This window comes from Pyrococcus woesei (assembly GCF_050496105.1).
Lineage (GTDB): Archaea > Methanobacteriota_B > Thermococci > Thermococcales > Thermococcaceae > Pyrococcus > Pyrococcus furiosus.
Window position 1 is genome coordinate 719,832 of record NZ_CP179867.1, and the last position, 26,576, is coordinate 746,407.

The window sequence follows — 26,576 nt, forward strand, 5'->3', positions numbered from 1 at the left end:
TGGGAAATATGTACAGAAAGGCCTTGTTAGGGTCTACTAGGCTTGACATTCTCTCTTACATTTCTTCCATGGAGGAGGATAGGGAGATTGTTGAGGAGGTTATAGAGTGCCTTATTGCCCACGTTAAAGGTTTAATTCATTCAAAATTAATTCCCGAAGAAGAAGGAGAGAAAATTCTAAAGGCATTGGAGGAGTTGAGAGCTTCAAAAGAAGCTTTATTTTCAATCGAAGCAGAAGATATTCATGAAGCCATAGAGATTTACCTCAAGGAAAAGCTAGGAAAAACGGGAGGATACCTGCCCCTGGGAAGGAGCAGGAATGACCATGTGGTATGCGCTTTAAGGCTAAAAGCAAAGAAGGCTCTTGTGGAGGAAATTGGCTTAATTTTAGAGCTTAGGAAGGCCTTAATTAAGAAGGCGGAGGAAAACGTTTATACACTTATGCCACTCTTCACTCACCTTCAACCAGCTCAACCCTCAACTTTTGCTCACTATCTCTCAGCCATAATAGAAGAACTAGAAGATATCACAAAGATCTTGTTTAGTGGATTGGGGATTGTAGACAAATCCTCCTTGGGAGCTGGAGCCATTGGGGGAACTTCGGTTCTGTTAGATAGGGGGTATATGGGTGGAATTCTATTTTCCGATATTATCACTAATTCTCTCTATGCAACCAGTAGCAGGACATTTTTACTATATTCATGCTTTCTAAGTGTTCTTATCTCCATTGCTCTATCAAGGATAGCGGAAGATTTCGTAATATTCTCAACTCCAAACTTTGGCTACATAAAGCTTCCTAATGAGCATCTTTCGACAAGTAGTATGATGCCTCAAAAGAAGAACCCAGTAACTATGGAGGTTGCTAGGGCATGGGCAGGCGAGGCTATTGGTCATTTAGTGGCTATGATGAGCATATTAAAAGCCTTGCCTAGTGGATATAACTTGGATATGCAAGAAGTAAATAAGCACGCTTTTGCATTATTCAGCGGGACTATAAAAACCCTCAAAATCTTTGTTGATGCAATGAAAAGGGTTGAAGTTAATAAAGAAAACATGAAAAAGGACTGTGACATCTTTCCAATTTTAGCCACAGATTATGCAGAAAAAATTGCAATGAACACTGGAAGGCCCTATAGGGAGGTATACATGGAAGTTGCCTCGATAATTGGGGAACATGAGAGCACGGAAAAAATATATTCTGAGCTGTCTTCGAAATATGGCATCTCAATCTCCCTTGAAGAGGGAATAAAGAAGCCTGTTGTTGGTTCGCCGAATCCTGAAGATGTTCTTGAATTCTTAGAAAAAGCGAAAAAGAACGTTGAAAAAGATGAGAAAAAGCTTGAGGAGTTGAGGCAGAATGAAAATAGGGATAACGTTTACAATCCTTAGAAAAGAGGAGCTTATGTTGAAGAATAAGGCTAAAGAATTTGGGGAAGTTGTAATGATAAATGATAGAGAAGTTGTCTTCCCAGGTAGATACGATGTTGATGTTGTTATAATAAGAGATATAAGCCATTTCAAAGCTCTCTATATTTCAAAGTTATTTGAAGAAGCAGGTGTTCCAGTTGTTAATCCGCACTGGGTAATTTATGAGGCTGGAGATAAGTTGCTGGCAACCTTAAGGTTGGAAAAGAAGGTTCCAGTTCCCAGGTGGGCCGTGGCTTTTGATAAAGACTCCGCAATAAGGGCAACAAAAGAGCTTGGATATCCTGTTGTTGTTAAACCAGTCTTTGGTAGCTGGGGAAGATTAGTGGCGAAAATTCAAGATGAATTCTCTGCAGAAGGAATATTTGAGCATAGGGAGTGGATGGGGAATCCTCTCTACAAGATATACTACATCCAGAAATATGTCGAAAAACCTGGAAGGGACATTAGAGCAATTGTAATAGGAGGAGAGTTTATAACCGCTATATACAGGTATTCTGATCACTGGATTACAAATGCTGCAAGAGGAGCAAAGGCAGAACCCTGTAATGATGAAGAAGTTATGGATATAGCAGTTAAAGCCTGGGAAGCTTTTGGTGAAGGGGCTTTGGCGATAGACATATTTGAAAGTCCTGAGGGATTGTTGGTGAATGAAGTTAACCCAATCATGGAATTTAAGCTAGCTTACGAAACGACGAATGCTGATATTCCTGGGAAGTTAGTTGAGTATGCAGTTAACTATGCAAAGAGTTAGTATGCCTCGGCAAGTATTGGCCTTGTTGTCCATTTGTGCTCCTCTACTTCAATTCTAATGTCGAGAGGCTCGAGCTTTTTAACTTCGAATCCTCTCTTTTTCCCCCACTTCTCTATCTGCCTAAGCACGACCCTTACACCCAATCTTGCTAGTGGGTAAAACGGAATTAGGAATGGAGAACCTTTCATAACCTTTGGTAGTCCCTTAACTATTTCTCTAGCCATGTGTTTCCATGCGTAGTATAGGTGAAGGAACTGTCCATAAGTAATCATGTCTTCAACCCTATAGAATTCCTCTCCTTTTAGTACTCCCATTGGGACAAATGCGAGAGGGGTAACTGTGAAGTGAGCCCTGTTTCCAAGCTTTTCTTCTAGCTCCTTCTCCATGGTTATGATGAGTCTGGCTGTCATTATTTCAGCATCGTCATTATCTCCTGGGAGACCGAGAATTGTTGTGTATGCTGGGAACCAATAGTTTTTGTTAAATACATAAGTGGCATTTAATAATACCCAGGGCCACTCTTCTGGAGAGAATGGCTTCATTTTGTTGTTCATTAATTTTCCAATTATCTCTGGATCAGCTGTTTCCATTCCTACTTGAATTCCAATCCAATGGGTGTCACTTGCCTCGACAATTCTCGAGATCTCCTCGATCATTCCTGGGACTGCTAAAGCTCCTGAAGCTGTTCCGTGAGTTGGATTTACGTTTTTTGTATATTTCCTCGCCATTTCAAAAAGTTCGATTACAGCATCAGCATTCGGATAAAAGTTTTTCCTGTCCTCAACTGATACTGTTAGGATAACTGGGGCATCACCTCCTGAAGCCATTCAGTAACATCACCAGGCGGATCACCAAAACTAGAATGAATTCTGACAAAATTATACCAGAAGGCAAACAGAAAAACAAACCTATGAACCCTCCTCCAGTCTTTACCCCTGAAATTATTCCAGAAACGCTTCGTCCTCTCCTTCAACGTCCTAAACCAGCGCTCAACACTGTTCCTCGGCCCGAAAGTCACATGCAGATAACCCAACCTCAAACTCTTAAAAGCAGACTTATACCAGCTCGCCCTGTCAACCAGAAAGACAGGCTGCCCTTCACACGACTTTAAAACAACCAGAATGAAATCCCTGGCAACCCACCAGTTTCTAACAGTCGTAATCCAGACTGCTAAAACTTCCTTGCTCTCAACGTCAATTGCAGCCCAGAGGTATCTTTTCTTCCCGTTGATTTTTATTACTGTTTCGTCAACTGCGATGAAGTTTCGCTGTTTTTTGACTGCGAGGATTTTTGGCTTGTAAACTGCTTCTGCGAGTTTTTGGACTGCCTCCCAGACTGTTACGTGACTGATTTTGAGTATTCTGGCGGTTTGCCGGTAACTGAGGCCTCGCAGGTATAATTCTACTCCCCTGATTTTCTTTTCTGGTGGGATTTTGTTGCGACGAAAGGGTTTTAAGGCTGAAACCACCCAGTAAATAATGGTTTCAGACTTCATGTTCCCCCTTCTTTTTCTAAAGTACTGCCAGTAACTTAAACCTGACACCCCACAGCTTATCCTAACAGTATCCCTCAACTTTGTAGAGAAAGATGTCCTCACTGTGGAGCCAGGCATGATCAATTCCAGCGTTTATGTTAATTTGAATTTCTTTTTCTATGTTTTCAATAGGAATGAATCTTGCCACTCTTAAGTTTGGCTCACAGAACCTGCAGCCTCTACCGCATCCTCTCATAACTTCTACCAGCCCTTTGTACGAAGGAGCAACTATAGTTGGAATTTCCTCTACTTTTGGCCAACCCTTAACGAAAATAGTGTCTTCTGCTTCTCCTTCCATAATCTTATTAACTAAATCACATATAACATGCTCAACTTCCCCAATTACTACATGATCTATCTTTAGCTTTTCTCTCTCTTCCCTCCTCATTTCTAATTGCCATGCTCCAGGTCCACCAACAACGATTTTGAAGTCTAACTTTTTCTTCTCTCTAATTTCGTTTATCTTACCGATTAGCTCCCTGAACTTAACTGATGTATAGTTCCTCCACTGTCCCCCATTAGTGAACATCATGCTAACGGGTCCTAGGCCTAGAGGATCCATTTCATAAAGTCCCACTATTTCTGTGTCTTTGTCCAAGAACATCTCAATCTTTCTGGGATGAGCTACAACAACCTCATTCCTGGGGAAGCATCTGAGTAGTGCCGCTTCTACTTTTCTCAACCCATATGGGGCTTGAGTGAGCACACCATTGTCGTCAGGTATTTGAGTGTCTAAAAGTCTGAACACCCACTTTGGAAGCTTATCATATGGAGCACAACCAAGGAAATCGAGGAGAGGAACGTTTCTGTATGTGCTCGTTAACGTTTCATCAGTTGTTAGCACAATCTTTGCTATCGTTATCACCTCCTCTATGAAAGAAAAATTTCATACTTAAAAACATTACGCTGGTAATGAAGTAAAAATGTCAAGAGTTGTCATAATTTGAGACAGTTATTTCTGTAAAAGTTAAAAAGAGACAAAACAATTTTTCATCTGTCATGAAGAAGAAGGAGCTTGAAATTATACTTTCCAGAGTTAAAGGATTCAAAAATCCCAAACCTTGGCTAGAGCAATACAAAACTCCCGGAAAGGTAGCATCTACTCTCCTTTGGCTTGCTTATACATTAGGAGATATCAAGGAAAAAATTGTAGCGGACTTGGGTGCGGGAACAGGGGTGTTATCCATTGGTGCGGCTCTGCTTGGAGCAAAAAAGATCTACGCTGTCGAAATTGACGAGGAGGCCGTTAAAATTCTTTTAGAAAATCTTGAAGAGTTCAAAGTTAGAAATGTTGTAGAAGTCAAAGTTTCAGATGTTTCTCAATTCTCTGAGAATGTTGATACTGTTGTTATGAATCCTCCCTTTGGCAGCCAGAGAAAGCATGCAGATAGACCATTTCTAACGAAGGCGTTTGAAGTGAGTGATGTTGTTTATTCTATTCACTTAGCAAAGCCTGAAGTTAGGGATTTTATTCGAAGATTCTCCCAAGAGCATGGGTTTTTAATTACCCATAAAATAACGGAAGAACTGGTAATTCCTGCTCAGTTCTTCTTTCATAGAAAAAGGTTAGAAAGAATAAAAGTTGATATCTATCGCTTTTCTAGGATTTTTTAATGTTAAGCCAGGAAGTTAGGCCGACTTGTCTTGTCTTTTGGTATCTGAGGTCTTCCTTTCTGTATCCAAATCCCTCCAATATCCTAAGTACCGCTGGAAGAACCTGGTTCTCAATGTAATATTCTGCGTCATACTTGTGCTTTTTGGGATCGTATTCCTCAGCTAGAATTGCCCTATTGCTAATTGGACCATCGCCTCTAAGTACTATGTATCCAATTACCATTCCTGGCTTTATTTTAACTCCTTTAGCAGCTAGTTTCTTTGCAACAGCTACGTGAGGACCTATCGCCTTATACTCATGTAATGGTCTTGTTATCTGCTCATATATTGCGAGCTTCTCTGGTGGAATTTCATAATTGGCAAGCTTTTGTATTACTTCTTTTACTATTCTCACAGCTTCTTCAACATCTCCGTGTTTTAGTATTGTCTCCAAAACTCTAGCTTGAGTTTCTTTTGCAATTTCACTCCAATCTCTCCTAACTATCTCTAAACCACGAGTAATGACTTTTCCTTCTTCATCTATTACTGCATACCTCTTCTTCGTAACGAAGAATCCCCTCTTATAAAACCCTTCATATTCAAGCTCTAGCAGTCCAGGGAGCTTTGAATTTATGTATTTTACAAATTCTAGAGCCTTTTTCTTTATTTCCTCACTTTCTCCTCCTGGGATAGTTGCATAGAGACCATCAGTGTCAATGTAGAGGACTTTAAATCCAAACTTTTCTTCGAGCTCCTTCCATACTAACTCGATGTACTTTCTTCCCCAGGCAGTAACGCTCTCAGCACACTCCTTACAGTACCATCTTGCTTTTGCATAGCCATAATATCCGTAGAAAGAATTTGCTAAGAGTTTTATCGCTTTTTGTCTATAGTCAAGGAGTATTTTTTCTATAGGATCTTGAGTTTCCTTCATTTTTGTCTTAATCTTTTGTCTTTCCTCTAACAAATGTCCCAAGAGACTTGGTATAAAACCAGGGATGTCCTTGCAGAACTTGTGGCCTACTTGAGGAGCGATATCATAGTTCTTGCATCCCTCAAGATTTAGAGTATCGGGAGAAACATTGTGGGTAATTATAATCGAGGGATATAGGGCTCTAAAATCTAGGTATACTATGTTTTCCCACAACCCCTTTTCTGGCTCTTTAACGAATCCACCTGTGTAGCTCTCCCTGAGCCTTCTTTGATACTCCTCTTCACTTGGCTTGTTTGGAGCTACTTCGTTTCTTTCGTAGGCTTTCCTAAGTAAGAACCACTCTACAAGGTTCCCTGTGCTTGACCTTGAAACATCCCATAAAGGTTGTCCAACTAATCTTGAAAGCTGAATTTCCATTGGAAGGAATTCTTTCCCGAGTTCATAAGTTGCCTTTGCATCTTCCATCGAGTATTTGGCAACTCTCTCAAGGTTCTCTCCACTTTCCCAGGCTTTTGCTATCTCGTCGGCGTATACCTTCTCCTTTGGCTTTCCAAAAATTGCTTCATATACAGCCTCTAGTGTGTATGTTGGGAGATTTATTGTCCTTGTTATTACATGATACAAGTCGAAATGTATTCTTCCCTTGACTTCTACAGCCGTCATATCGCCTATTCTCTGCATCTTGGGCTCGCTTCCATCTCTTCCAATGGTTAATTTAATCCCAAGTTTTTCTGCCCTTTTCGCTAAATATGGGAAGTCGAATGAGTCTCCATTATAAGTAACTATAATGTCAGGATCCTTCTCCCTGATAATCCTGAGAAATCTCTTTATCATCTCTCTCTCGCTTGATACAACCTCAACGTATGGAAGATCTATGTTTTTCCAAGTAATCACCTTTGCTTCATTTTCATCTGCATAACTAATCATTATAATTGGGCCTTTTCCAAACTCTTCTCCTTCGTGATAGAGGGTTTCTATATCGAAGGCAAGAATCTTTAGCTCTTCTTCCCCCTCCATTGGTATTAGGCCTTTGTCGATGAGGTATCTCTTTGCAAATGGAATATCGTATTCGAAGATGTCCACAACTGCTGGATGTTCTCTAACTTTTTCTCTAATAGTGGGAACATCTTGGGGATGTTCCAAATAAAGTTTCCACACGGTAATAGGCTTGCCGAGAAACTTTTTCTCAACCTTCTCTACATCAACAATTCTCACAATCTTTCCATGCCTTTCCCCCGTTATTTTCTTAACTTCTTCAATCTTTGAATCATCCCTGAGAAGAGCGTAAATGTATGGTCTAAAAGTTCTATCATGCTCTATCTTAAATTTTCCGTTCTCTTTTTTGAATAGCCTAATAACAGGTTTTCCTTCTTCAGTTATGTAATCCACATCTAAAATCATTATGCTCCCCACATATCTACTAACTCAGTTTGGAGTATAAAACCTTCTCTATAACTATACTTAAAAATCTCATAAGAGAGAAAATAGGGGAGGTGTAGAGTTGATAGAAATAACCTTCTTGGGCGGTGGTGGAGGAAGATTTGTCACTATAACCCAGGTTAGAGCGACTGGGGGATTCTTCATAAAGGCGAGTAAGAACATATATGTGGACCCAGGACCAGGGGCATTGGTTAGAATGTGGAGATACAAGATAGATCCACGGAAAGTTGATGTTCTCTTTATCTCCCATAGGCATACGGATCACTGCAATGATGCAGAAGTTCTTGTTGAGGGTATGACATATGGAGTTACAAAGAAGAGGGGAACTTTAATTGGGTCAAAGAGCGTTGTTCATGGTGATGAAAACCACACCCCTGCCCTAAGCAAGTATCACTTAGATGCTTTAGAGGAAGTTCATGCTCCAAATCCTGGGGATAGGTTCAAAATTGGGGAGGATGAAATGATAATAACTCCTTCACTTCACAGTGATCCAACTACGATAGGCTTTAGGTTAAAGACTTCTTATGGTGACATCTCCTACATCCCAGATACTGAGTACTTTGAGGAGTTGGTAAAGTGGCATGATGGAGCAAGAGTTATAATAGCAGCGGTCACAAGGCCAAGGGACATGAGAATTCCTTTCCACTTATCCTCTGAAGATGCAGTTTATCTACTTAAATCAATGAAGCAGAAGCCGGAAGTTTTCATCATGACCCATGCTGGAATGAAGATGCACTTTGCAGGGCCTTACAAAGAGGCTCAGTTTATTCAAAACTTAACAGGAGTTAAAACATATGTAGCGAAGGAAGGATTTAAGGTAAGTATTGGAAAAGAAATTAGCGTTAAGACCTTAAGGCCTGCGAGGTTTGTTTAGGCCCTTAAAATATCTATTATTAATTCCTTCGCAAATTCTTTTGGCAGTGCCCCTCCCCTAAGCTCTCTTAGAACTCTTTGGAGACCAAACTTCTTCAAGACTGGAGCTCTCTTGGCAGCTTCCTTCCAGAGGGGACAACCATATTTTAGCTCATATTTCTTCCATCCAAGTATCTCTAAGAGTTCTTTCTTGTCAAGAGCCAAAAAGGCAGGTAAATTAAGGATGACGATTCCATCTTTCTCGTATATTGACCCACTTCCCACCGTTAGCATGTCCCCACTTGCCACAATTTCGGCTCCCAACTCTCTTGCTCTTTCTTCTACTGCTCTCATGACCATTGAGTGACATCTTCCACAAATTGCAGTTCTCTTTCTTATTAAATCTTCCATCACTTCCATATATTCTGGAATTTCAACAAAAATAGCTCCTCCACTTTCTAATCTTTTTAGGACTTCATCTCTCATTTGGGGTAACTTTGCTGTAATTGGGTATACCTTGAAACCTGCCCAAGCTAGGATTTTATAAGTTGCTGAGCTGTCACTCCCTCCAGAAAATGCTACTGCAACTTTCGAGTTTAATTCTTTCTCCTCAATTTTTATTCCCTTTAATCTTATTAGAACAAGTTCTCTCAACCTTTCATAGCTCTCCTGGGAAAGAAAGTCTCTTACCCTCTCTAAAGCTCTTAAGCTACTTTCAAGCCTAAAGATCTTCTCAAACTTTTCAGCTTTTTTGAGCATGGTTAAGAAATAGTGAGAAAATTAAAAAGGTTAATGCTCAGAAGAAGACCTTCCTAAACCTCTTCCCAGCGTAGACTGCAACACCTTCAAGCTCTTCCTCAATTCTAATTAGCTGGTTGTACTTGGCATTTCTGTCGCTTCTGGCTGGGGCCCCCGTTTTTATTTGACCAGCATTTAATGCTACTGCTAAGTCGGCAATGGTAGCATCTTCCGTTTCTCCGGACCTGTGGGAGACTATTACCCCATATCCTGCTCTGAATGCTGTAAATGCGGCATCCATGGCCTCACTCAACGTCCCTATCTGGTTCACTTTGAGCAGGAGTGCGTTTGCAGCTCCAAGTTCAATTCCTTTTCTTAGTCTCTTTGGATTTGTGACGAAGAGGTCATCACCAACAATTTGAACCTTGTGCCCAAGTTCTTTAGTTATCATCACGAATCCTTCCCAGTCTTCTTCGTGGAATGGGTCTTCAATTGAGACAATTGGATATGTCGATGTTAGGTCTTTGTAAAGTTCGAGAAGCTCTCCTCTGTCGTATTCTTTCCCACCAACTACGTATTTTCCAGTCTCCTCGTTGAAGAGTTCGCTTGATGCAACGTCTAAGGCCAATGCAATCTCGTCTCCGGGTTTATATCCAGCTTCTTCTATTGCCTTAATAAGCACATCTAGGGGTTCGGTAACTTCCTTCATTGGAGGTGCAAATCCTCCCTCATCTCCAACGTTTACGGCATTCTTTCCGTACTTCTCCATAATGACTTTCTTAAGGACGTGGTAGGTCTCTGATACCCATCTAATTGCCTCTCTGAAGGAATCTGCCCCAATTGGCATTATCATAAATTCTTGGAAGTCTAAGTCATTTCCTGCGTGAACTCCTCCGTTTATAACGTTGCTAAGTGGGACTGGGAGAACGTAAGCGTTTACTCCTCCCAAGTATTGATAGAGTGGTAGTTCAAGGGAGTTCGCAGCGGCCTTTGCAACGGCAAGAGAGACTGCCAAAATGGCATTTGCACCCACGTTGCTCTTGTTTTCTGTTCCATCAAGCTCTAAGAGAAGAGCATCTATTTCTCTCTGCCATCTAACGTCCATTCCTATAAGCTCAGGAGCAATTATTTTGTTGACGTTTTCCACTGCCCTTCTAACTCCTTTTCCATGATACCTCTTTCCGCCATCCCTAAGCTCTAGGGCCTCATGAGTTCCTGTAGAAGCTCCACTTGGGACAGCGGCTCTGCCCATACCAACATGTGTATAAACGTCAACTTCTACTGTTGGATTTCCCCTGCTGTCTAGTATTTCTCTTGCCACTACACCAACAATTTCATAAGGGTTCTCCATTGTTAATCACCAGAGATGATAAGGGAGACGTTATTTAAAATATTCTCTTGAGTTTATGACCAAGCTCAATAAGTTTAATAATTACGATTATTGGAAGTCCCACTACGTTGTAATAATCTCCCTCAATATGTTCAACCAAGATTGCACCGAATCCTTGAATACCATACCCTCCTGCTTTATCTCTCCATTCTTGGGTTGATATGTACCACTCAATAAGATCATCTGAAAGTTCTCTAAATTTGACCTTGGTGATTTCTGCTCCTTCAATAATTTTATCACCAGATATTATACAATATCCAGTCACGACTTCGTGAGTTTTTCCACTTAATTGTTTTAGCATTTTTCTTGCTTCTTCAGAATCTTTGGGCTTTCCTAGGATTTTTCCGTTAAGTGTTACTATTGTATCTGCAGCTATGATTGTATCGGTAGGAAACTTCACTGCTAAATCAAATGCTTTCGCTTTAGCTATCTTAATCGCGGTTTCTGTGGGGTCTTTTTCTTTTATTTTATCCTCATTAACATTGCTGGGGTGGACTATTATGTCAAAGAACCTGCTTAAAATCTCCCTTCTTCTGGGGCTTGATGAAGCGAGGATTATTTTCTTCATGGTGGAAAAGTCCAACTAAAGATTTTTAAATATTCGATCTCCACAAACCAATGCAAAACCGATCATCAAGCATGGCTCGGGGGTGTCCGGATAGGAGCCCACCGGGCCCTGTAGGAGGGATGAAAATGAAGTATCCAAAGCAAATAAGGACTTATTGCCCGTTTTGTAAGAAACACACAATCCACAAGGTAGAAAGAGTAAAAAAGAGGCCGAGGAGTGAGCTTAGTGCAGGTCAGAGAAGGTTCAGGAGGATACTTAAGGGTTATGGAGGATTCCCAAGGCCCAAGCCAGAGGGCAGAGAAAAGCCAGTTAAAAAGCTAGACTTGAGATTCAGATGCACTGAGTGTGGAAAAGCTCACACTAGAGGAAGAGGATTTAGAGTAAAGAAGTTTGAGCTAGTGGAGGGATGAGCGAATGGCTAAGCCAATAATTCCAATGCCAAGATCAAGATTTCTAAGAGTGAAGTGCATTGACTGTGGAAATGAGCAGATAGTATTTAGCCATCCAGCAACTAAAGTAAGATGCCTAATTTGCGGAGCAACTCTTGTTGAGCCAACAGGTGGAAAGGGAATTGTAAAAGCTAAGATCCTTGAAGTTCTAGAGTGACCTCCGCATAACTTCTCGGGTCTTCCCAAACCCTAACCTTTATTTCATAAATGTTTTTGTCTGCTTTCTCTAATATTTTCTCTACAAACCATTCTGCTAGATATTCTGCAGTAACATTTGGTTTATCTATCACAACTACTTCACTCCTGGGAATCTCAAGTGTTTTTTGGTTTTTCTTAACGACTATAAATTCTTCTCTTTCCTCTATCCAATTTTTGCTAACTATAATCTTGTGATCTAACTCTTTTATAAGATCGCTTAAATGATTGAAATCAAAGATCATCCCTTGCTCGTTAATATCCCCATAAATCTCAATTTCAATCCTGTAGGTATGCCCATGAATTCTCTTGCACTTGCTTTCATATGGCAAGTCCAGTAGATGGCTACTATCAAATTCTTTGGTCCAGTAAATTTTTCTCTTTATTTTCATATTTATCCCCCTCTGATAATACTACAAATATAAAAACTTTAAAAGAGCACCCTCTAAAACAAAAACGGGTGTGTGTTATGATACTCCAAGTTGCACTTGATTTAACAGACATTGAGCAGGCTATTTCTATAGCAGAGAAAGCTGCACGTGGTGGCGCTCACTGGTTAGAAGTCGGGACTCCCTTAATTAAGAAAGAAGGAATGCGTGCGGTAGAACTAATGAAAAGGAGATTCCCAGACAGGAAAATTGTAGCAGATCTAAAGACCATGGATACTGGAGCCCTAGAAGTTGAGATGGCGGCGAGGCATGGTGCTGATGTAGTTTCAATTCTTGGAGTTGCAGATGATAAAACAATAAAAGACGCCTTAGCTGTTGCAAGAAAATATGGTATAAAAGTAATGGTAGACTTAATCGGAGTGAAAGACAAAGTAAAGAGAGCAAAGGAACTCGAAGAGATGGGGGTTCATTATATTCTCGTTCACACGGGAATAGATGAGCAGGCCCAGGGAAAGAGCCCACTTGAGGATTTAGAAAAAGTGGTCAAAGCTGTTAAGATTCCAGTGGCCGTGGCTGGTGGGTTAAATCTCGAGACAATTCCGAAGGTAATAGAGCTAGGGGCCACAATAATAGTAGTTGGAAGTGCAATTACAAAGGCTAAGGATCCAGAAGAGGTTACTAGGAAAATTATAGATCTATTCTGGGATGAATACATGAGGACAATAAAAAAGGCCATGAAAGATATAACTGAACACATAAACGAAGTTGCAGATAAGCTAAAATTGGAAGAGGTTAGGGGATTAGTTGATGCAATGATAGGTGCAAATAAGATCTTTATCTATGGAGCTGGAAGAAGTGGCCTTGTAGGCAAAGCCTTTGCAATGAGACTGATGCACCTCGACTTCAACGTCTATGTAGTTGGAGAAACAATAACGCCTGCATTTGAAGAAGGAGACCTGTTGATTGCTATTAGTGGTTCAGGTGAAACTAAGACTATCGTAGATGCCGCTGAGATTGCTAAGCAGCAAGGAGGAAAGGTAGTGGCAATAACATCTTATAGGGACTCAACACTTGGAAAATTGGCCGATGTCGTAGTTGAGATCCCAGGAAGAACTAAGACTGATGTTCCAACAGATTACATAGCTCGTCAAATGCTCACCCAATACAAGTGGACTGCTCCAATGGGAACTCTATTTGAGGACTCTACCATGGTATTTCTCGATGGCGTAATAGCCTTGCTAATGGCCACATTCCAAAAGACGGAGAAAGATATGAAAAGGAAGCACGCTACTCTCGAGTAGTTTCCTATTCCCAATTTTCCCCATTTTACTGGAGGTGGGACTATAAAAAGAATATACATTGGTATTGGGGGAGCCCCTAATAAGATAGTTATGTCTATAGGTGATGAACAGGGGAAACGTTTCTATATAAACCCAACTAGTTATGTTGTTGCTCGCTCTTTATTTATAAAGAAGTTAAAGGACATGTTCTCTACTTTAGATAGTGATTCTCACATCTGGACAATTTTAGAAAATCGAAAAGTAGATCTTGAGATTCTGGAAATTTTACTTGATATACTTCCTTCGAAAGCTCTTAAAATTGCTTATCTTCTAACACCTGGGAAAGAATTAGTTTTTGAAGAAAAGCCGGAATGGTCTAATGAGTTTGAGACAGTCTTTTACGACTCTCTCTGGGATTTTCTCGATGAGAAAAAACCTCTGTGGGAGGCCTATAACAAGGCTGCGTCTACAATAGGAGGCATGATATCTAGGCTCTATTACTATCTCGATAATCAAATGCTTGTTAACGTGGATTATGCCGACTTTCTTAACATTATAAGAGGGGGAAATGTGGGGATTTTGAGGAGTTTAAATAGTATAAATTTTGATTGGCACTGGGGCATTTGGGAGAGAGGCCTTATAACTATTCTAGCTGGAAATGATATGCCCTTGGAGGATGTAATTTCAATTCTTAAGAAGTTTCAGGAAGTATTAAAAGAGAAGGATATAATTTGGGGGATAATGTCGGACAATCGGGCTAAAAATATTGAAGTACTTGCGCTACTGGTGAGAAAATGGTGAGGGTAATATTCTTTGATATTGATGGAACATTGCTGACGGAATGGCCCCTTGTAAAGTTAATGTTGCCTCAAGTTTATGAAATGCTAGCAAAAAAGCTGGGCGTGTCTAAGAAAGAGGCAAGAGAAATATTTTTAGGAGAGATTGAAAAAAGGAAGGGGACTTATGAATGGTATGATTGGAATTTCTTCTTCTCTTACTTTAATCTACCTCTTCGTTATGAGGACTTCATTAGAAAGTATCCAGAGAAAATAGAACTTTACCCAGGAGTGAGGGAAGTTCTTAAAGAACTTTCCGGTAAATACAAGCTGGGAATAATTACAAGTGGCCCTCACTACCAGCTTCTCAAGCTCAAGGTTACGGATATAGATAAGTTCTTTGATGTCATAATAACGAGGGATGATGTTAAGGCAGTGAAGCCAAGCCCTAAAATTTTTCTTGCAGGATTGGAAAGAGTTAGAGCAAAGCCTACTGAAAGCTTGATGGTTGGGGATAGTTTGGAAAATGACATACTGGGGGCCAAGGCCCTCGGATTTAAGACCGTTTGGATAAATAGGGGAAGGGAGAAAGGTTTTAATTTACCCGACTTTGAAATCTATGAAATGAAGGAACTAATTAGAGTTGTGGAGGTGGCTGAAAATGAAAAAGATATTTGAAAAGGAGGGCATATTTGTCAACTATAAGGAGAAAGTTGTGAAGACAGCTAGAGATGATGTGTTAATTCATAGGGAAGAAAACCCTACAAGGCTGTGGTGGGAATTAAAAGAGGCCATTAAAGGTAAGAAAGTAAAAATAGTGGTATATGAGGTTGAAGATAAATGATAGAGCACCTCATTGCCACCGATGTTGGAAATAGAGGAGTTTCCAATTTCTATTTGAAGCTCAAGCATAACAATCCTAACTATTTTGACAATGCATTAAGTTTGATTGAGAAAAATAAGGAGAAAGTATTGATAGTTTCCGCTTTTCCTATCCCTCCTTTAATGATTCCTGAAACTGATGGTCCTCCAGGGGCTCTAGCTTTGGCTCTTGCCATAGAGGAAGTAGGGGGCAAGGCAATAATTCTAACAGAGGACATTGTGAAAGATGCCCTAAAATCTTTTTACAAAAATATAATAACAGAATTTCCTAAAGACCTAAACTATTCTCTTTTAATAAGCATTGAGACCCCTGGGAGGAATAAAGAGGGCAAATACTACTCCTTTTCTGGTTTAGAAGTTAATGTTAGACCTTACGATTCCCTCTTCATTGAAGGTAATAAGTTGGGAATACCGACAATCGGAATCGGCGATGGTGGAAATGAGATTGGGATGGGGAACTTGGAATTATCTGGGAAATATTATTCTGTAGTAAAGACTACAGAGCTAATAGTGGCAGGAGTGTCGAACTGGGGGGCTTATGGTTTGGTTGCAGCTCTTTCGATTATGGAAGGAAGAAACCTCCTAAGAGAATTTGACGAGGAGGAGGTTGTTAAGGCACTCGTAAATGAGGGCCTTATTGATGGGATAACAAAAAGGCGAGAGTTAAGTGTGGATGGCATTCCACTATCCTTTCATAAAAAATTCATGGAGCTTTTGAATGCCCTTATTGAGATTAAAATTAAATGAGTTCTTTCTTTAGTATATTTACAAACTCTTCTACAATTTTGTGCCTTTCCTGGGCAATCCTTTTCCCAGTCTCAGTGTACATTAAATCCTTAAGCCTTAGTATTTTCTCTTCGAAGTGTTTTATTGAATCTTCTATAGATCTCCCTTTTTCTCCAGCATACATAAATACACGGGCAATCCCAATGGCTCCTAGGGCGTCTATTTTGTCAGCATCGCTCAGAATCTTTGCCTCGAGAGTCCTTGGCTCTATATTAGTTGAAAACCGATGAGCTTCAATTGCATGGGCAACTTCATCAACGTGTGGATACCTAAGCTTTGAGAGAAAACTACGAACAATTCTTGCTCCCTCCTGAGCATGATCTTTTATCCTCCCCTTGTCCTCCAGCGGCCTAGCTATATCATGAAGGATAGCTGCCAGGGCTAAAACTTCTAGATTTGCTCCCTCCACTCTTCCAATTTGGAGGGCTAAATCTAGAACTCTTATCGTATGTGATAGTCCGTGGCTACCTTCTCCTAGCATTGATTCTGCAAGTTCACAGGCCTTTTCTATGATAAAGGGAACTTCAGCAAAATACCTTCTTAACACTTCTTCGCACCTTTTGTTCACATTGATTCCCTCCGATATTATTTTAAATATGAGTCAGGAGATTTCTCTGATGGTTGAGGTTAAAATTGAGAAGCTTAAAAATCTTGACGAGAAAACATTGAGGGAACTAATTGACGTTTATATGAGCGGATATAAGGGACTAGAAGAATATGGAGGAGAGGGCGAAGATTACGCTAGAGAATACATTCAGTGGTGCTGGAGAAGGGCTCAAGATGGTTTTTTTGTTGCAAAGGTTGGTGATAAAATAGTGGGCTTCATAGTGTGTGACTGTGATTGGTATAGCAGATTTGAGGGTAAGATTGTGGGGGCAATCCATGAGTTTGTAATTGCTAAAGAGTGGCAGGGAAAAGGGATTGGAAAGAAGCTTTTGATGACATGTCTCGACTTCTTGGAGAAGTGTAGTGACACAATTGAGCTTTGGGTAGGGGAGAAGAATTTTGGGGCGATGAAACTCTATGAAAAGTTTGGGTTTGTACCAGTTGGTAAGAAGGGGATATGGGTTAGGATGGTGAGACGAAGACAAAATTTATAAATCCATCTAATAACCCATTTTCGGATGCGGGCCCGTAGCCTAGCAGGATAGGGCGCCGGCCTTCTAAGCCGGAGGTCCCGGGTTCGAATCCCGGCGGGCCCGCCAACTACTTTTGCTCTATTTTCAAGATATAGAATTCTTCCCATTGGAACACTATTATAAAATCATTTTCAAAATCTTCGACTGTGGCGTTGAAGCTCTTTTTAGTGTAGGGATCTAAAATTAAATACTTCAAGTTGTATTTTTCGATGATTTCCTTTCTCTTGAATTGGAATGAGCTCCTTGGGATTTGGGAACAGTTGAGATTTTAATAATAAGAAGGACACTGAACCTAGCAGAAGTCCCCCATATTTCTCATCTAGTTCTTCCCCGAGCTTATACCATGCAAAAACCATTAGCAGTGCGAAGACGAGAGAGGTTCAGATCATTAGGTTCCAAATTGAGAGGTGAGTTATTCTTGCCAAAAGGGCTATTAACGCGTGATACAAAAAAAGGGTACCAGTTTGGAGGGACATTGTAATGCTGATCTAGGAATGGATTCCTGCCAAGGTAAATTCCTCTAATCATGGCCATGTGAATTATCGTATCTCCTCCATTTCCTCCAACAGGGATTTTTCCTTCCATAAATAACTGAAAAATTTACGACAAAGGCAATCAATAGGAGCCAAAATAACTTTTTATTCATCCTGATTTCCCCTTTATTGGTGTATGTAATATTTAAGTTTACTCTCAAAATAGTCACATTTTCAACTTTATATACTGGCTCAGCAATGCAGGACATGTCTTTTACTTCCCATCGCTTGTATACAAAAGTATCAAGAACAATGTATTTAATTTTGTATTTGGAGATTATTTTTGCTTTTTCTTTGCAATCTGCAGTAAACAGTAGTTCTAAGTCTTTGCGCCGAATTTCATTGTCTAAAAATGTGTTACCATGACCGTAAAGAGTTGCCATGATTGGTCGTCCTGTTAAGGCATTAATCATCATTCCAGCTTCTTCACTGGTCGCAATAAGATTATCTCTCTCCGTATTTGCTTTTATCCACTCTGAAACTTCGATAAAGTGTTCTTCTGGGAAGTATTCCTTGAGTTCAAATTCAGAAACCCATATAAATGGATCTCTTTTAATGGCTTCCCAAAAATTTAGTGCTGAGGCTATTGGAATTAGGAATAAGAGTATTCCAAGGAAAATTGTCTTTATGTCTTTTGAGGTAATTTTAATTTCTGAAATTCCGTAGGCACTTAAGAGGAGATATATTGTAGGGAGAGGAACGGTAAACCTTGTGGACCATATTTGTATTCCAAATGGTTTTAATGATTCGGGAAGCAATCTCAAGCCCCATATCGTCACTACAGATAAAAACAATACTGTGCCTTCATAATCCCTGCGCTTATAGAATTTATATAGGGAAAGCAGCAGAAATGGGACCAAGTAAATAGGGGGAAGTAAGCTTAGAAGTTTCTTTTCTAGGGTGTCTGTTTTCCAGAAGGCGTATATATCCTCAACTTTTGGAATAATGTGATCCGCATGGGAAATTATGTTAATTGCAAATGGGAGGAAAACTATGGTTGATATTAAGAGAGGAGTTATAACTTCCTTTCTTCTTGTAAAAATGTAAACTGTTAAAGGTAGAACAAAAAGTGGAAACATTGAAGCGTAGTGAGACCAGAGCCCAAGTCCTAAGATAATGCCAGAAAGTACCCACCTCTCTTTTACGAAGTACAATATAAAAAGAGCTCCAAAGATAGGTATTAGTTCTTTTGGGTTTGGATAACGGTGAAAGGGCAAAAACATTAATGAAAATGCCATTGCCATTATACCAGCAGTGCTTCCCCAGAGATTTTTCGCAACATAAAAGAAGACGATACATCCAAGTATTGCAAGCGTTGCTTGCAGCAATAGCATAGCCCCTTCTATTGAAATTTGAAAGACTTTGGAAGTGACTGCAACTATTAAGTGGTATAGAAATGGGTACCAGCTTGGATACACATTGTATGTCTGATCTAGAAAGGGATTCCTACCGAGGTATATCCCCCTAGCAATTGCTGCATGAACAAGTGTGTCTCCTCCTATAATGTACCCAGGAAGGGTTTTCCTTGTTAGGAAATATGGAAGTGTAATAAGCATTGCAATGAGGATAAGGTAGATACTGATAATTTTTTCAGTCCCCTCCTTCATTCTTGTCCCTATTTGAGGCATTCATAGAAAAAGTTTTAACTTTCTTTGTAAACTTTAATCAGAACGTTAAAATATGGAGGGTGTAATGGAATGACTAAAAGGGTCAAGGTAATAACTGATCCTGAGGTTATAAAAGTAATGCTAGAAGATACTAGGAGAAAAATTCTCCAGCTGTTGAGGAACAGGGAAATGACGATTTCACAGCTCAGCGAAATCCTGGGAAAAACGCCACAGACTATTTACCACCATATTGAAAAGCTCAAGGAAGCTGGATTAGTTGAAGTGAAGAGAACAGAAATGAAAGGTAATTTAGTGGAGAAGTACTATGGAAGGACTGCAGACGTGTTTTACATAAACCTATACATGGGAGATGAGGAGCTAAGGTACTTAGCCCGTTCAAGATTAAAAACAAAGCTCGATATATTCAAAAAGCTCGGCTATAAGTTTGATGAAGAAGAGCTCTTGAATGTCATGGACAGAATTCTTGAAAAGGAGCATGAGGTAAAGGTTGAAATCTCTAAGGAAATAGAGAATGTCGAAGATTCTTTAAAAGAATTTTCAAACGAGGATATTATCCATGCAATCGAATGGCTTGCAATGGCAAGGCTTGCTCAGGATGAGGAGTACATCGAACTAGTTAAAAAGCTTGGTCAAATTTTGAAAAGGTGAGAGGAGAAATGGGCAAAGGAATAAGGTTGCTAGTGTTGGACGTTTTAAAACCTCACCAGCCCCTAGTTACTGAGTTAGCACTGGGGCTGAGTGAGTTAGAGGGTGTTGATGGAGTTAACATAACTTTGGTTGAGATTGACAAGGAGACTGAGAACGTTAAAGTCACAATAGTAGGAGACAATTTGAATTATGAAGAGATAGTTAGAACGATAGAAGAATTTGGAGGAGTTGTGCACAGTATTGACATGGTCGCCGCTGGTAAAAGGATAATTGAAGAGGGGGAAACTCCTCAAGATAAGTTGGAGGAGTACTAATGTGTAGAAAGGATGTAATGATAATTTCTGATCCCAAGCAGATTAAGGCTCTCTCTGATCCAACTAGAGTTAAGATACTTGAGCTTCTAAGGTACCATCCGATGACAGTCTCTGAAATCTCTAGGGTTATTGGGAAGGATAAATCGACCATTTATAGGCACATAAAGGCTTTAGAGGAAGCAGGTCTTGTAGAGGAAGTAGAAAAAATTGGAAATGAAACAGTTTATGGAAGGACAGCCTTGATATTTTTGGTAAGGATTGGATCTGGATTGGGGGAGGAGATGGAGCGGTTTAAAAAAGCATATTTCATGCAGAGTTCAGAAAAACTGGCGAAAGCGCTTGAAGAGAGTGGAATTAAAATTAAAGACAGGAATAAGTTTGTGGAAATCTTAGAGGAAGTTTTTACCTCCATAGATTCGGAGTCAGAGGAAATTATCAGCAAGCTATCTTCTTTAAATATAGATGAAGTTACCTTCATCCATCTTTTAAACTTCATAGTTTTCCTATACTCTCCAAAACACGTAGAGAAGGCGAAGCTTCTTAGAGAGCTGTTGGATATTTAATCCAACTTGGAAACCTTTATATATGTAAAGATTCTGGGAAATTTTAGGGTGATGAAACAATGACAGTTAACCTAGACTTTCTATTTTATCCAAAGAGCGTTGCAGTAATAGGAGCTTCTGCAACACCTGGGAAAGTGGGAAATGCAATAATGAAGTCTCTCGCAGCAAATTTCAATGGAAAAGTCTACCCAGTGAACGTGAAGGAAGGAGAAATTGAGATAAATGGAAAGAAGTTCAAGGTTTACAGAAGTATAAAGGAAATTCCAGATGAAGTCGATGTAGCTGTAATAGCTGTTCCAGCAAAGTTCGTTCCTGATGTAATTGATGAGTGTGGAGAAAAAGGAGTCAAAGGTGCCATTGTTATTTCAGCTGGATTTAAGGAGGCAGGAAGGGCAGATCTTGAGGAAGAGCTGGTAAAGAGGGCTAGAAAGTGGGGAATACGTGTAGTTGGTCCCAATTGTCTTGGGGTTACTAACTTGGAGAATGGGTTTGATTGTAATTTTAATCCTCCAGAAAGACAGGCAAGGCCAAAATTTGGCCCAATAGCGTTTATGAGCCAAAGTGGTGCTTTTGGGGCAGCCATACTTGACTGGGCTGCAAGGCATGAAGTCGGAATGAGCAAGTTCATTAGCCTGGGAAACATGGCAGATTTAGACGAGAGTGACTTTATGCTATATCTAAAGGATGATCCAAAAACCAAGGTAATAACAGCCTATATAGAGGGAGTAAAGGATGGAAGAAAGTTTTTCAATGCGGCTAAAGAGACTACAAAAGTCAAGCCCGTAATTATTCTTAAGGCTGGAAGGACTGAGGCTGGAGCCAAGGCTGCTGCTTCTCACACAGGCTCACTCGCTGGAAGTTACAAAATATATCAAGCAGCATTCGAGCAAACTGGTGTTCTTGCAGCTAAAAGCATGAGACAGCTCTTTAACTATGCGAAAGCCTTAGCGATGCAAAGTCCAGCCAAGGGAGATAGAGTTGCAATAGTGACTAATGGTGGTGGGGCTGGAGTAATGATGAGCGATGGTCTTCTAGAGGCAGGTCTAAAGTTGGCAGAATTCACGGAGGAAACTAAAGAAAAGTTCAGAAAGGCCATTGAAGAGGGACTATTGCCTGAGCACATGAGCTATAAGAATCCAGTTGATGTAATTGGGGATGCACCCTCAAGTAGATATGAGACTGCGATTAGATATGTTCTAGAGGATCCAAATGTTGACATAGTTGTTGTGATAGCGCTCTTCCAGAGTCCAGCTTTGGACGAAGGAATAGTGGACGTTATGGAGAGAGTTAAGGAGTACGGAAAGCCAATAGTCTTTGTGGCCCCAGGTGGTGAGTATCCAGAAAGAATGGCGAGAAAAATAGAGGAAAAGGGGATTCCAGTCTTTGAAACAGTTGAGGATGGGGTAGATGCAGTTTATGCCCTGATTAAGTATGGAAAGTATTTAGCTGAGCTCTAATTTCTTGAATTCTTTTTCTATTATCTTGATTTCCTCTTCCTTTAGTGCTCGTGGATCAAGAGTTAAAATAATAAACTTATTCTCTGCTAGGACGATGTCCTTGATATGTAGTAGAAACTTAGCTACAGACTTAAACCCATTTTCAATTACGAGAGCTTCTATCCCGTCAATATAGACCCCATCATACCCTAGTTTTAAGGCTTTTTTGACTAAATCTGGTAAAATTTCGAGCTTTGTTGGTGAAATAGCATATATATTTTCTCTAACTTCTCCTTCTTCCACCTTGGTAAGCCAGTAGATAAACCATGAGTTTGGAGTATTTTCTGGTATACTCCTTGTTATCGCTATTATGTTCATGGGAGATAACATTTCCAGTACTTTCTTAGGATTGTCACTCCAACATGCTCCTGGTTTCAATTGTGTAGGGGACTCTCTTCGGGAAGGCGATGGTGAGGCAAAGAAGACAAGCTTCACTATACCAATAGCCGATAGTACTCTAAGAATGCTTGCAGTAAGAAATGCAAAGCTTGCAAACCACTCTATGTTTCTGGTGAATGGATATGTTAGATTTAGGGCGCCTAACCCAATAAGTCCCAGGGGGAGTAAGATTTCCAATGATTTCGGATTTACTATATAGTTTAGAAAGATTAGGCCTAAATAAATCGTAGAGAGGCTGAAGACAATTGATGGAAATATTAGGGCACTGTCTCCCGTGATTATTTTAGTTGCAATCATAAATATCCATATGTAGGAAAGTAGAACAATCGTACTGAGAATAGCTTCATGCTTTAGGGTGATATCCTTTAACTTAATTAATAGCCCGCCTGCTAGGAAGAAAAATCCTACGTAAAACATTGAAACACTCTGGGAAATTGGTGAAAGTTCTGGGGCTACTTTTATTCCCAGGGGTTCTAATATGTACTCTTCAATGTCTAGAGCTGAAAGTGTGAAGCCTAGCGTAATTAGTCCCCAGCCCTTATCTTTAACTTTCAATGTTTTATAGAGGGAAGTTCCGGCCAATATCAATCGTGAAACAAAATTTAAAATTGGAATAATCATTTCTCAATCACCTTTTTCTCCTGCTTAACTGTAACAAGAACGTTTTGTGGGATGTTCTTATCAACTATAACTCCTGGGCCTATGAAAGAGTTACTACCAATTTTTCTTCCTGGATAAATTGTGACGTTTATCCCTACTTTTACGTTGTGCCCAATTATTGCACCGAGCTTTCTCCTCCCTGAATCCTCTAACTTTCCTTTAACTTCAACCTTGATAGTCCCCTTGTCGTGTCTCAAGTTAGCTGTTATTGTTCCAGCCCCAAGATTTGTGTTTTCCCCGATTATTGAATCCCCAACATAGTTTAAGTGAGGGGCATTTGAATTATCCATTATTATGGAATTTTTAACTTCAACGGCATTTCCTATGTGGCAGTTGTCTCCTATGCTTGTATATGGTCTTATGTAGCAGTTCGGCCCGATTCTACAGTTTTTTCCGATCTTAACGGGCCCGATTATGTAGCTTCCTGCCCTTACTATTGTTCCCTCTCCAATTTCCACAGGTGGGATTATTGTTGCTCCCTCTTCGACAACTCCTCTTATCTCGTGTTTTAGCTTAGTTTTTAGAATGTATTCATTCACTTCAAGTAAGTCCCATGGCCTTCCAATATCGCTCCAGAATCCTTCATAGTTGTAGTAAACCACACTTTTGCCATCTTTTATCATGAGGTTTATCGTGTCTGTAATCTCATATTCTCCCCTCTCACTTATTTCGGTGTTCTCTATGTAATCAAAGACATCTGACTTGAAAATGTATATTCCTAGGTTTGCATATCCTTTGACATTGCCTGGCTTTTCTATTATCCCTTTCACCTTACCGTTCTCTACCTCTACCATTCCATATTGGCTGAGGTTCTCAAATTCTTTCACAACGATGCCTGCATCTCCTTTCTCTTTTTTGAAAACATGAAGAAGGCCCTTTACTGCATCGGGTTCAAAATATAAATCGCCATTGACAACGAAAAACTCTTCATTAGACTCTATAAACTCTTTTACGGAATACACTGCTGCAGCTGTTCCCTCTTCTTCTCCCTGCTCCACATAAGTTATTGGCTTTCCGCGAAATTCATCACCGAGTAAATCAATAACTTTCTCCTTCATGTACTTAACAACTATGATAAATTCATCTACAAATGGGTCAAGGTTTTCAAGAACATAGCTAATTATTGGTTTGTTGGCGATCTTTAGAACAACCTTTGGCCTATCATCAGTGAGTGGCCTAAGCCTTTCACCTTTTCCAGCGGCAAGTATTATAGCTTTCATACTAACTCCCCATTATTGATATTTAAATAAAAGATAGAAATAAGTTTCGCTACTATAGAAGGTTCAAGATCTCAGGAACTATGCTTATCTTTGACACTGGTGTTGGAATTGTATTCGTAACTGCCAGCTCATCAACCGCCTTACTTAACCTTTCAATAGCTCCCTCTGCAAAAACTCCATGAGTTGCTGCTACGAATACTTTTTCTGCTCCCAACTTTCTAAGTATCTCAGTAGCTTTTATCATAGTTCCTCCTGTGCTTATTATGTCGTCAACTATTAGGACGTTCTTCCCTTTTACATCAATATTCACAGGAGTCATCTGGACCTCTGTTGGTGATATTCTTTTCTTCTCAAAGTGGCTATATTCTAAGCCAAGAATCTCTGCAATTGCCTTTGCTCTTTCTAATGCCCCCTTATCTGGAGCTAAAATTATTCCTTCTCCAAGTTTATCACTAAAATACTCGGCAATTTCTTTTGAAGGTAAAATATTCTCTGCTCTCCCGGGGAAGAATTCTAGAGTTTTTGGATTGTGAATGTCCATGACATAGAGCTCATCATAGTAAAGACCAAGCATTTTTAGTACTGCCCTAATGCTTATAGGCTCTCCCTCTTTTGTCACTCGATCCTGTCGTGAATATGCCATGTATGGAATAACTATCTTTAGCTTCCTGTATCCATTCTCCCTTAGTGCATCTCCTAAGAGTAAGGCTTCAATCAAGAATTCATCTTGGGGTTTGTATGTGGACTGAACAACTATGGCTTTATCTCCCTTTTCTAGTATTCTTACGTACTTTTCTCCGTCTGGAAATTTTTTAATTTCAACGTTGGTAATTGGGGCTTTTTCTTTTATTTCCCCCTCTAGATGTTTTGCTCCACTCCCTATCACCAACATCTTTCCTACCCCCTACACTAAGAGCACGGCAAATAAACCGGAAAGATATATTCCATCAAAAGTTCCTGCACCTCCAATACTAACCATCTGTGCGCCTATATTTTTTAGCTTTCTCCAGTTCATAAGATCAGCTCCTATCAGCGTTCCTAAGGTTCCTGATATATATGCAATTGCAGGTTTGTTTGTGTCCAATATTAGGGCTAATAAAATCGCAACCAAGGGGGGAACAAAAGTTGGCACAGCTATTCCAAGCCCTTTAACTGGTCTTGAGACGGAGTTAATTACAAGAGAAGCCACAACTACCGCAATGATAGCTCTTAGTACTCCTTGAATTCCTACTGTCTTCATTATTGTCAAAAGAATGTACAAGGAAACGCTTAGGGGAATTAAGCATCCTCCAAGGTTTACAGCTACAACTGTTATATCTTCCGAGATATCCAAATAAGGAACCACATACCTAATGCCAAAAAAAGTTACTTCTGAGACCTTGATTGTTGGAACGTATGATTTTATTTCGGCAATTGGAATGTTGATAAAGCTACCGAAAAGGGAGGAGATGAATAAAAGGTAGGCAACTGAGGCTGGAATTCCAAGCTTAAGAAATGCAATCCTCACACTTTCTGCAAACATTAAAAATATTATAGGCATTAAGAGGGCAAGAACAAGAAGAATGATTGGGGAGATTGGAGGGATAAGAAATTTTTTCAAAGTGTGAACCCCCTCAGATTTACCCAGATTTGCGCTCCATTTGGTATCTCAACGTCTATTGGATTTTCAAACTTCTGAGGATTTGCCAGTACCCAAGCGTAAAGTTTTTTTCCGTTTGAGTATCTCTTTAAAAACTCATAACTTGCAAGATGCTTATTTTCGTGTTTGCTGAGCTCTTCTGGAGTAAAAGGGCCTAGGACATCAACAATCTCTACAGTGCCAAGAGCTTTTTTCTCAGAAATAATCACAATTTTTCCCCTTATTTTAGTTGGCATTTTTCTTATTTCCCAGCTTTTTTTACCCTCCACGATCCACTTAGCATAAGGTTGTCGAACTATTAACCCCTTCATACGACTCCCGAAATAAAAAAAGAAAAAAGATCTATATAAGTT

The 26,576-nt window shown here is 39.9% G+C and carries 29 protein-coding genes, 1 tRNA gene and 2 pseudogenes; 17 read left to right on the forward strand and 15 right to left on the reverse strand.

Translation table 11 applies throughout. The features are described from left to right. The first annotated feature begins 8 nt into the window (after positions 1-8). Both argH and lysX read left to right on the forward strand, forming a co-directional pair. Entirely contained in the window at positions 9-1,388 is a 1,380-nt protein-coding gene (gene argH / locus ACMFNG_RS04020) for an argininosuccinate lyase (RefSeq protein WP_011011321.1), read from the forward strand. Continuing rightward, entirely contained in the window at positions 1,357-2,178 is an 822-nt protein-coding gene (gene lysX, locus ACMFNG_RS04025; RefSeq protein ID WP_014835083.1) for a lysine biosynthesis protein LysX, read from the forward strand. Before argH ends, lysX begins: the two co-directional genes overlap by 32 nt. On the opposite strand, the pseudogene ACMFNG_RS04030 reads toward lysX, so the two are convergent. The 3 genes and pseudogenes from ACMFNG_RS04030 to ACMFNG_RS04040 all read right to left on the reverse strand — a co-directional run. Continuing rightward, a pseudogene (locus ACMFNG_RS04030) lies at positions 2,175-2,978 on the reverse strand (radical SAM protein); the annotation flags it as partial. The gene lysX and the pseudogene ACMFNG_RS04030 overlap by 4 nt on opposite strands. Further along, positions 2,972-3,673 (reverse strand): IS6-like element ISPfu1 family transposase, encoded by a 702-nt coding sequence (locus ACMFNG_RS04035; RefSeq protein WP_011011522.1) that lies wholly within the window; start codon positions 3,671-3,673, stop codon positions 2,972-2,974. The pseudogene ACMFNG_RS04030 and the gene ACMFNG_RS04035, both read right to left, overlap by 7 nt. 73 nt (positions 3,674-3,746) lie before the next feature. Next, positions 3,747-4,568: pseudogene (locus tag ACMFNG_RS04040) on the reverse strand (radical SAM protein); the annotation flags it as partial. A gap of 143 nt (positions 4,569-4,711) precedes the next feature. On the opposite strand from ACMFNG_RS04040, the gene ACMFNG_RS04045 reads away from it, so the two are divergent. After that, complete coding sequence (locus tag ACMFNG_RS04045; protein ID WP_011011324.1) at positions 4,712-5,326, forward strand: METTL5 family protein; 615 nt, start codon at positions 4,712-4,714, stop codon at positions 5,324-5,326. Here the strand turns inward: ACMFNG_RS04045 and ACMFNG_RS04050 are convergent. Beyond that, positions 5,313-7,640 (reverse strand): DNA polymerase, encoded by a 2,328-nt coding sequence (locus ACMFNG_RS04050; RefSeq protein ID WP_011011325.1) that lies wholly within the window; start codon positions 7,638-7,640, stop codon positions 5,313-5,315. The genes ACMFNG_RS04045 and ACMFNG_RS04050 overlap by 14 nt on opposite strands. Positions 7,641-7,740: 100 nt before the next feature. Between ACMFNG_RS04050 and ACMFNG_RS04055 the strand changes: the two genes are divergently transcribed. Beyond that, the gene (locus ACMFNG_RS04055; RefSeq protein ID WP_011011326.1) at positions 7,741-8,553 is read left to right on the forward strand and encodes an MBL fold metallo-hydrolase; all 813 of its coding nucleotides are present in this window, start codon (positions 7,741-7,743) and stop codon (positions 8,551-8,553) included. Here ACMFNG_RS04055 and ACMFNG_RS04060 read toward each other — a convergent pair. The 3 genes from ACMFNG_RS04060 to ACMFNG_RS04070 are packed head-to-tail and all read right to left on the reverse strand — an operon-like array spanning position 8,550 to position 11,227. Further along, positions 8,550-9,290: a n-type ATP pyrophosphatase gene (locus ACMFNG_RS04060; protein WP_011011327.1), complete on the reverse strand. Its 741-nt coding sequence runs from the start codon at positions 9,288-9,290 to the stop codon at positions 8,550-8,552. The genes ACMFNG_RS04055 and ACMFNG_RS04060 overlap by 4 nt on opposite strands. A gap of 37 nt (positions 9,291-9,327) precedes the next feature. Then, a complete protein-coding gene (gene eno / locus ACMFNG_RS04065; RefSeq protein ID WP_011011328.1) occupies positions 9,328-10,620 on the reverse strand; it encodes a phosphopyruvate hydratase in 1,293 nt (430 codons plus the stop codon). Between the two features lie 34 nt (positions 10,621-10,654). Further along, entirely contained in the window at positions 10,655-11,227 is a 573-nt protein-coding gene (locus ACMFNG_RS04070) for a Maf family nucleotide pyrophosphatase (RefSeq protein WP_011011329.1), read from the reverse strand. 125 nt (positions 11,228-11,352) lie between these two features. Here ACMFNG_RS04070 and ACMFNG_RS04075 point away from each other — a divergent pair, with 125 nt between their 5' ends. Together ACMFNG_RS04075 and ACMFNG_RS04080 are read left to right on the forward strand one after the other, a co-directional pair. Continuing rightward, positions 11,353-11,637: a 50S ribosomal protein L44e gene (locus ACMFNG_RS04075; protein ID WP_011011330.1), complete on the forward strand. Its 285-nt coding sequence runs from the start codon at positions 11,353-11,355 to the stop codon at positions 11,635-11,637. 4 nt (positions 11,638-11,641) lie between these two features. Then, a complete protein-coding gene (locus ACMFNG_RS04080; protein ID WP_011011331.1) occupies positions 11,642-11,833 on the forward strand; it encodes a 30S ribosomal protein S27e in 192 nt (63 codons plus the stop codon). Here the strand turns inward: ACMFNG_RS04080 and ACMFNG_RS04085 are convergent. Beyond that, positions 11,808-12,263 carry a 6-pyruvoyl trahydropterin synthase family protein gene (locus tag ACMFNG_RS04085; RefSeq protein WP_011011332.1) on the reverse strand — a complete coding sequence of 152 codons (456 nt, stop codon included), beginning with the start codon at positions 12,261-12,263 and terminating at the stop codon, positions 11,808-11,810. The two genes, ACMFNG_RS04080 and ACMFNG_RS04085, sit on opposite strands and share 26 nt — an antisense overlap. 77 nt (positions 12,264-12,340) lie before the next feature. Here ACMFNG_RS04085 and hxlAB point away from each other — a divergent pair, with 77 nt between their 5' ends. The 5 genes from hxlAB (at position 12,341) to ACMFNG_RS04110 (ending at position 15,945) form a co-directional block, all read left to right on the forward strand. Next, the gene (gene hxlAB / locus ACMFNG_RS04090; RefSeq protein ID WP_014835086.1) at positions 12,341-13,561 is read left to right on the forward strand and encodes a bifunctional 3-hexulose-6-phosphate synthase/6-phospho-3-hexuloisomerase; all 1,221 of its coding nucleotides are present in this window, start codon (positions 12,341-12,343) and stop codon (positions 13,559-13,561) included. Between the two features lie 90 nt (positions 13,562-13,651). Next, positions 13,652-14,341: a hypothetical protein gene (locus tag ACMFNG_RS04095; RefSeq protein ID WP_011011334.1), complete on the forward strand. Its 690-nt coding sequence runs from the start codon at positions 13,652-13,654 to the stop codon at positions 14,339-14,341. After that, a complete protein-coding gene (locus ACMFNG_RS04100; RefSeq protein ID WP_011011335.1) occupies positions 14,335-14,994 on the forward strand; it encodes a TIGR02253 family HAD-type hydrolase in 660 nt (219 codons plus the stop codon). The genes ACMFNG_RS04095 and ACMFNG_RS04100 overlap by 7 nt, the downstream gene beginning before the upstream one ends. Then, the gene (locus ACMFNG_RS04105) at positions 14,978-15,160 is read left to right on the forward strand and encodes a hypothetical protein (RefSeq protein WP_011011336.1); all 183 of its coding nucleotides are present in this window, start codon (positions 14,978-14,980) and stop codon (positions 15,158-15,160) included. Before ACMFNG_RS04100 ends, ACMFNG_RS04105 begins: the two co-directional genes overlap by 17 nt. Next, positions 15,157-15,945, forward strand: coding sequence for a glutamate cyclase domain-containing protein (locus tag ACMFNG_RS04110; protein WP_011011337.1), 789 nt, complete (start codon positions 15,157-15,159; stop codon positions 15,943-15,945). The genes ACMFNG_RS04105 and ACMFNG_RS04110 overlap by 4 nt, the downstream gene beginning before the upstream one ends. On the opposite strand, the gene ACMFNG_RS04115 is transcribed toward ACMFNG_RS04110, so the two are convergent. Beyond that, entirely contained in the window at positions 15,938-16,552 is a 615-nt protein-coding gene (locus ACMFNG_RS04115; protein ID WP_011011338.1) for an HD domain-containing protein, read from the reverse strand. The genes ACMFNG_RS04110 and ACMFNG_RS04115 overlap by 8 nt on opposite strands. Positions 16,553-16,601: 49 nt before the next feature. On the opposite strand from ACMFNG_RS04115, the gene ACMFNG_RS04120 reads away from it, so the two are divergent. Both ACMFNG_RS04120 and ACMFNG_RS04125 read left to right on the forward strand, forming a co-directional pair. Then, positions 16,602-17,084, forward strand: coding sequence for a GNAT family N-acetyltransferase (locus ACMFNG_RS04120; RefSeq protein ID WP_014835087.1), 483 nt, complete (start codon positions 16,602-16,604; stop codon positions 17,082-17,084). A gap of 28 nt (positions 17,085-17,112) precedes the next feature. Continuing rightward, positions 17,113-17,189 (forward strand) — tRNA-Arg (locus tag ACMFNG_RS04125). A gap of 454 nt (positions 17,190-17,643) precedes the next feature. On the opposite strand, the gene ACMFNG_RS04130 is transcribed toward ACMFNG_RS04125, so the two are convergent. Beyond that, positions 17,644-19,284, reverse strand: coding sequence for an ArnT family glycosyltransferase (locus ACMFNG_RS04130; RefSeq protein WP_223208993.1), 1,641 nt, complete (start codon positions 19,282-19,284; stop codon positions 17,644-17,646). Between the two features lie 69 nt (positions 19,285-19,353). Between ACMFNG_RS04130 and ACMFNG_RS04135 the strand changes: the two genes are divergently transcribed. The 4 genes from ACMFNG_RS04135 to ACMFNG_RS04150 are packed head-to-tail and all read left to right on the forward strand — an operon-like array spanning position 19,354 to position 22,266. Then, the gene (locus ACMFNG_RS04135) at positions 19,354-19,932 is read left to right on the forward strand and encodes a winged helix-turn-helix domain-containing protein (protein ID WP_288072356.1); all 579 of its coding nucleotides are present in this window, start codon (positions 19,354-19,356) and stop codon (positions 19,930-19,932) included. Positions 19,933-19,940: 8 nt separating this feature from the next. After that, a complete protein-coding gene (locus tag ACMFNG_RS04140) occupies positions 19,941-20,246 on the forward strand; it encodes a DUF211 domain-containing protein (protein WP_011011346.1) in 306 nt (101 codons plus the stop codon). Continuing rightward, positions 20,246-20,809 (forward strand): winged helix-turn-helix domain-containing protein, encoded by a 564-nt coding sequence (locus ACMFNG_RS04145; protein ID WP_011011347.1) that lies wholly within the window; start codon positions 20,246-20,248, stop codon positions 20,807-20,809. The genes ACMFNG_RS04140 and ACMFNG_RS04145 overlap by 1 nt, the downstream gene beginning before the upstream one ends. A 59-nt stretch (positions 20,810-20,868) precedes the next feature. After that, positions 20,869-22,266: an acetate--CoA ligase family protein gene (locus ACMFNG_RS04150; RefSeq protein ID WP_011011348.1), complete on the forward strand. Its 1,398-nt coding sequence runs from the start codon at positions 20,869-20,871 to the stop codon at positions 22,264-22,266. On the opposite strand, the gene ACMFNG_RS04155 is transcribed toward ACMFNG_RS04150, so the two are convergent. Genes ACMFNG_RS04155 through ACMFNG_RS04175 form a run of 5 tightly spaced genes read right to left on the reverse strand, consistent with a single transcriptional unit; the run spans position 22,252 to position 26,534 of the window. Then, complete coding sequence (locus ACMFNG_RS04155; RefSeq protein WP_430515218.1) at positions 22,252-23,325, reverse strand: DUF835 domain-containing protein; 1,074 nt, start codon at positions 23,323-23,325, stop codon at positions 22,252-22,254. The genes ACMFNG_RS04150 and ACMFNG_RS04155 overlap by 15 nt on opposite strands. Further along, on the reverse strand, positions 23,322-24,584 hold the full coding sequence (gene glmU, locus ACMFNG_RS04160) for a bifunctional sugar-1-phosphate nucleotidylyltransferase/acetyltransferase (RefSeq protein ID WP_011011350.1): 1,263 nt from the start codon (positions 24,582-24,584) through the stop codon (positions 23,322-23,324). The genes ACMFNG_RS04155 and glmU overlap by 4 nt, the downstream gene beginning before the upstream one ends. A gap of 52 nt (positions 24,585-24,636) precedes the next feature. Continuing rightward, a complete protein-coding gene (locus ACMFNG_RS04165; protein WP_011011351.1) occupies positions 24,637-25,476 on the reverse strand; it encodes a ribose-phosphate diphosphokinase in 840 nt (279 codons plus the stop codon). Between the two features lie 12 nt (positions 25,477-25,488). Continuing rightward, entirely contained in the window at positions 25,489-26,184 is a 696-nt protein-coding gene (locus ACMFNG_RS04170; RefSeq protein ID WP_011011352.1) for a DUF1614 domain-containing protein, read from the reverse strand. Then, positions 26,181-26,534 carry an ASCH domain-containing protein gene (locus ACMFNG_RS04175; RefSeq protein WP_014835089.1) on the reverse strand — a complete coding sequence of 118 codons (354 nt, stop codon included), beginning with the start codon at positions 26,532-26,534 and terminating at the stop codon, positions 26,181-26,183. Before ACMFNG_RS04175 ends, ACMFNG_RS04170 begins: the two co-directional genes overlap by 4 nt. Positions 26,535-26,576: the final 42 nt, after the last annotated feature.

Bases quoted from the DNA above. Each gene is read 5' to 3' on its own strand.
- argH (WP_011011321.1), top strand. From the start codon at position 9: ATGTACAGAAAGGCCTTGTTAGGGTCTACTAGGCTTGACATTCTCTCT.
- lysX (WP_014835083.1), top strand. From the start codon at position 1,357: ATGAAAATAGGGATAACGTTTACAATCCTTAGAAAAGAGGAGCTTATG.
- ACMFNG_RS04035 (WP_011011522.1), bottom strand. From the start codon at position 3,673: ATGAAGTCTGAAACCATTATTTACTGGGTGGTTTCAGCCTTAAAACCC.
- ACMFNG_RS04045 (WP_011011324.1), top strand. From the start codon at position 4,712: ATGAAGAAGAAGGAGCTTGAAATTATACTTTCCAGAGTTAAAGGATTC.
- ACMFNG_RS04050 (WP_011011325.1), bottom strand. From the start codon at position 7,640: ATGATTTTAGATGTGGATTACATAACTGAAGAAGGAAAACCTGTTATT.
- ACMFNG_RS04060 (WP_011011327.1), bottom strand. From the start codon at position 9,290: ATGCTCAAAAAAGCTGAAAAGTTTGAGAAGATCTTTAGGCTTGAAAGT.
- eno (WP_011011328.1), bottom strand. From the start codon at position 10,620: ATGGAGAACCCTTATGAAATTGTTGGTGTAGTGGCAAGAGAAATACTA.
- ACMFNG_RS04070 (WP_011011329.1), bottom strand. From the start codon at position 11,227: ATGAAGAAAATAATCCTCGCTTCATCAAGCCCCAGAAGAAGGGAGATT.
- ACMFNG_RS04075 (WP_011011330.1), top strand. From the start codon at position 11,353: ATGAAGTATCCAAAGCAAATAAGGACTTATTGCCCGTTTTGTAAGAAA.
- ACMFNG_RS04080 (WP_011011331.1), top strand. From the start codon at position 11,642: ATGGCTAAGCCAATAATTCCAATGCCAAGATCAAGATTTCTAAGAGTG.
- ACMFNG_RS04085 (WP_011011332.1), bottom strand. From the start codon at position 12,263: ATGAAAATAAAGAGAAAAATTTACTGGACCAAAGAATTTGATAGTAGC.
- hxlAB (WP_014835086.1), top strand. From the start codon at position 12,341: ATGATACTCCAAGTTGCACTTGATTTAACAGACATTGAGCAGGCTATT.
- ACMFNG_RS04095 (WP_011011334.1), top strand. From the start codon at position 13,652: ATGTCTATAGGTGATGAACAGGGGAAACGTTTCTATATAAACCCAACT.
- ACMFNG_RS04100 (WP_011011335.1), top strand. From the start codon at position 14,335: ATGGTGAGGGTAATATTCTTTGATATTGATGGAACATTGCTGACGGAA.
- ACMFNG_RS04105 (WP_011011336.1), top strand. From the start codon at position 14,978: ATGAAAAAGATATTTGAAAAGGAGGGCATATTTGTCAACTATAAGGAG.
- ACMFNG_RS04110 (WP_011011337.1), top strand. From the start codon at position 15,157: ATGATAGAGCACCTCATTGCCACCGATGTTGGAAATAGAGGAGTTTCC.
- ACMFNG_RS04120 (WP_014835087.1), top strand. From the start codon at position 16,602: ATGGTTGAGGTTAAAATTGAGAAGCTTAAAAATCTTGACGAGAAAACA.
- ACMFNG_RS04130 (WP_223208993.1), bottom strand. From the start codon at position 19,284: ATGCCTCAAATAGGGACAAGAATGAAGGAGGGGACTGAAAAAATTATC.
- ACMFNG_RS04135 (WP_288072356.1), top strand. From the start codon at position 19,354: ATGACTAAAAGGGTCAAGGTAATAACTGATCCTGAGGTTATAAAAGTA.
- ACMFNG_RS04140 (WP_011011346.1), top strand. From the start codon at position 19,941: ATGGGCAAAGGAATAAGGTTGCTAGTGTTGGACGTTTTAAAACCTCAC.
- ACMFNG_RS04145 (WP_011011347.1), top strand. From the start codon at position 20,246: ATGTGTAGAAAGGATGTAATGATAATTTCTGATCCCAAGCAGATTAAG.
- ACMFNG_RS04150 (WP_011011348.1), top strand. From the start codon at position 20,869: ATGACAGTTAACCTAGACTTTCTATTTTATCCAAAGAGCGTTGCAGTA.
- ACMFNG_RS04155 (WP_430515218.1), bottom strand. From the start codon at position 23,325: ATGATTATTCCAATTTTAAATTTTGTTTCACGATTGATATTGGCCGGA.
- glmU (WP_011011350.1), bottom strand. From the start codon at position 24,584: ATGAAAGCTATAATACTTGCCGCTGGAAAAGGTGAAAGGCTTAGGCCA.
- ACMFNG_RS04165 (WP_011011351.1), bottom strand. From the start codon at position 25,476: ATGTTGGTGATAGGGAGTGGAGCAAAACATCTAGAGGGGGAAATAAAA.
- ACMFNG_RS04175 (WP_014835089.1), bottom strand. From the start codon at position 26,534: ATGAAGGGGTTAATAGTTCGACAACCTTATGCTAAGTGGATCGTGGAG.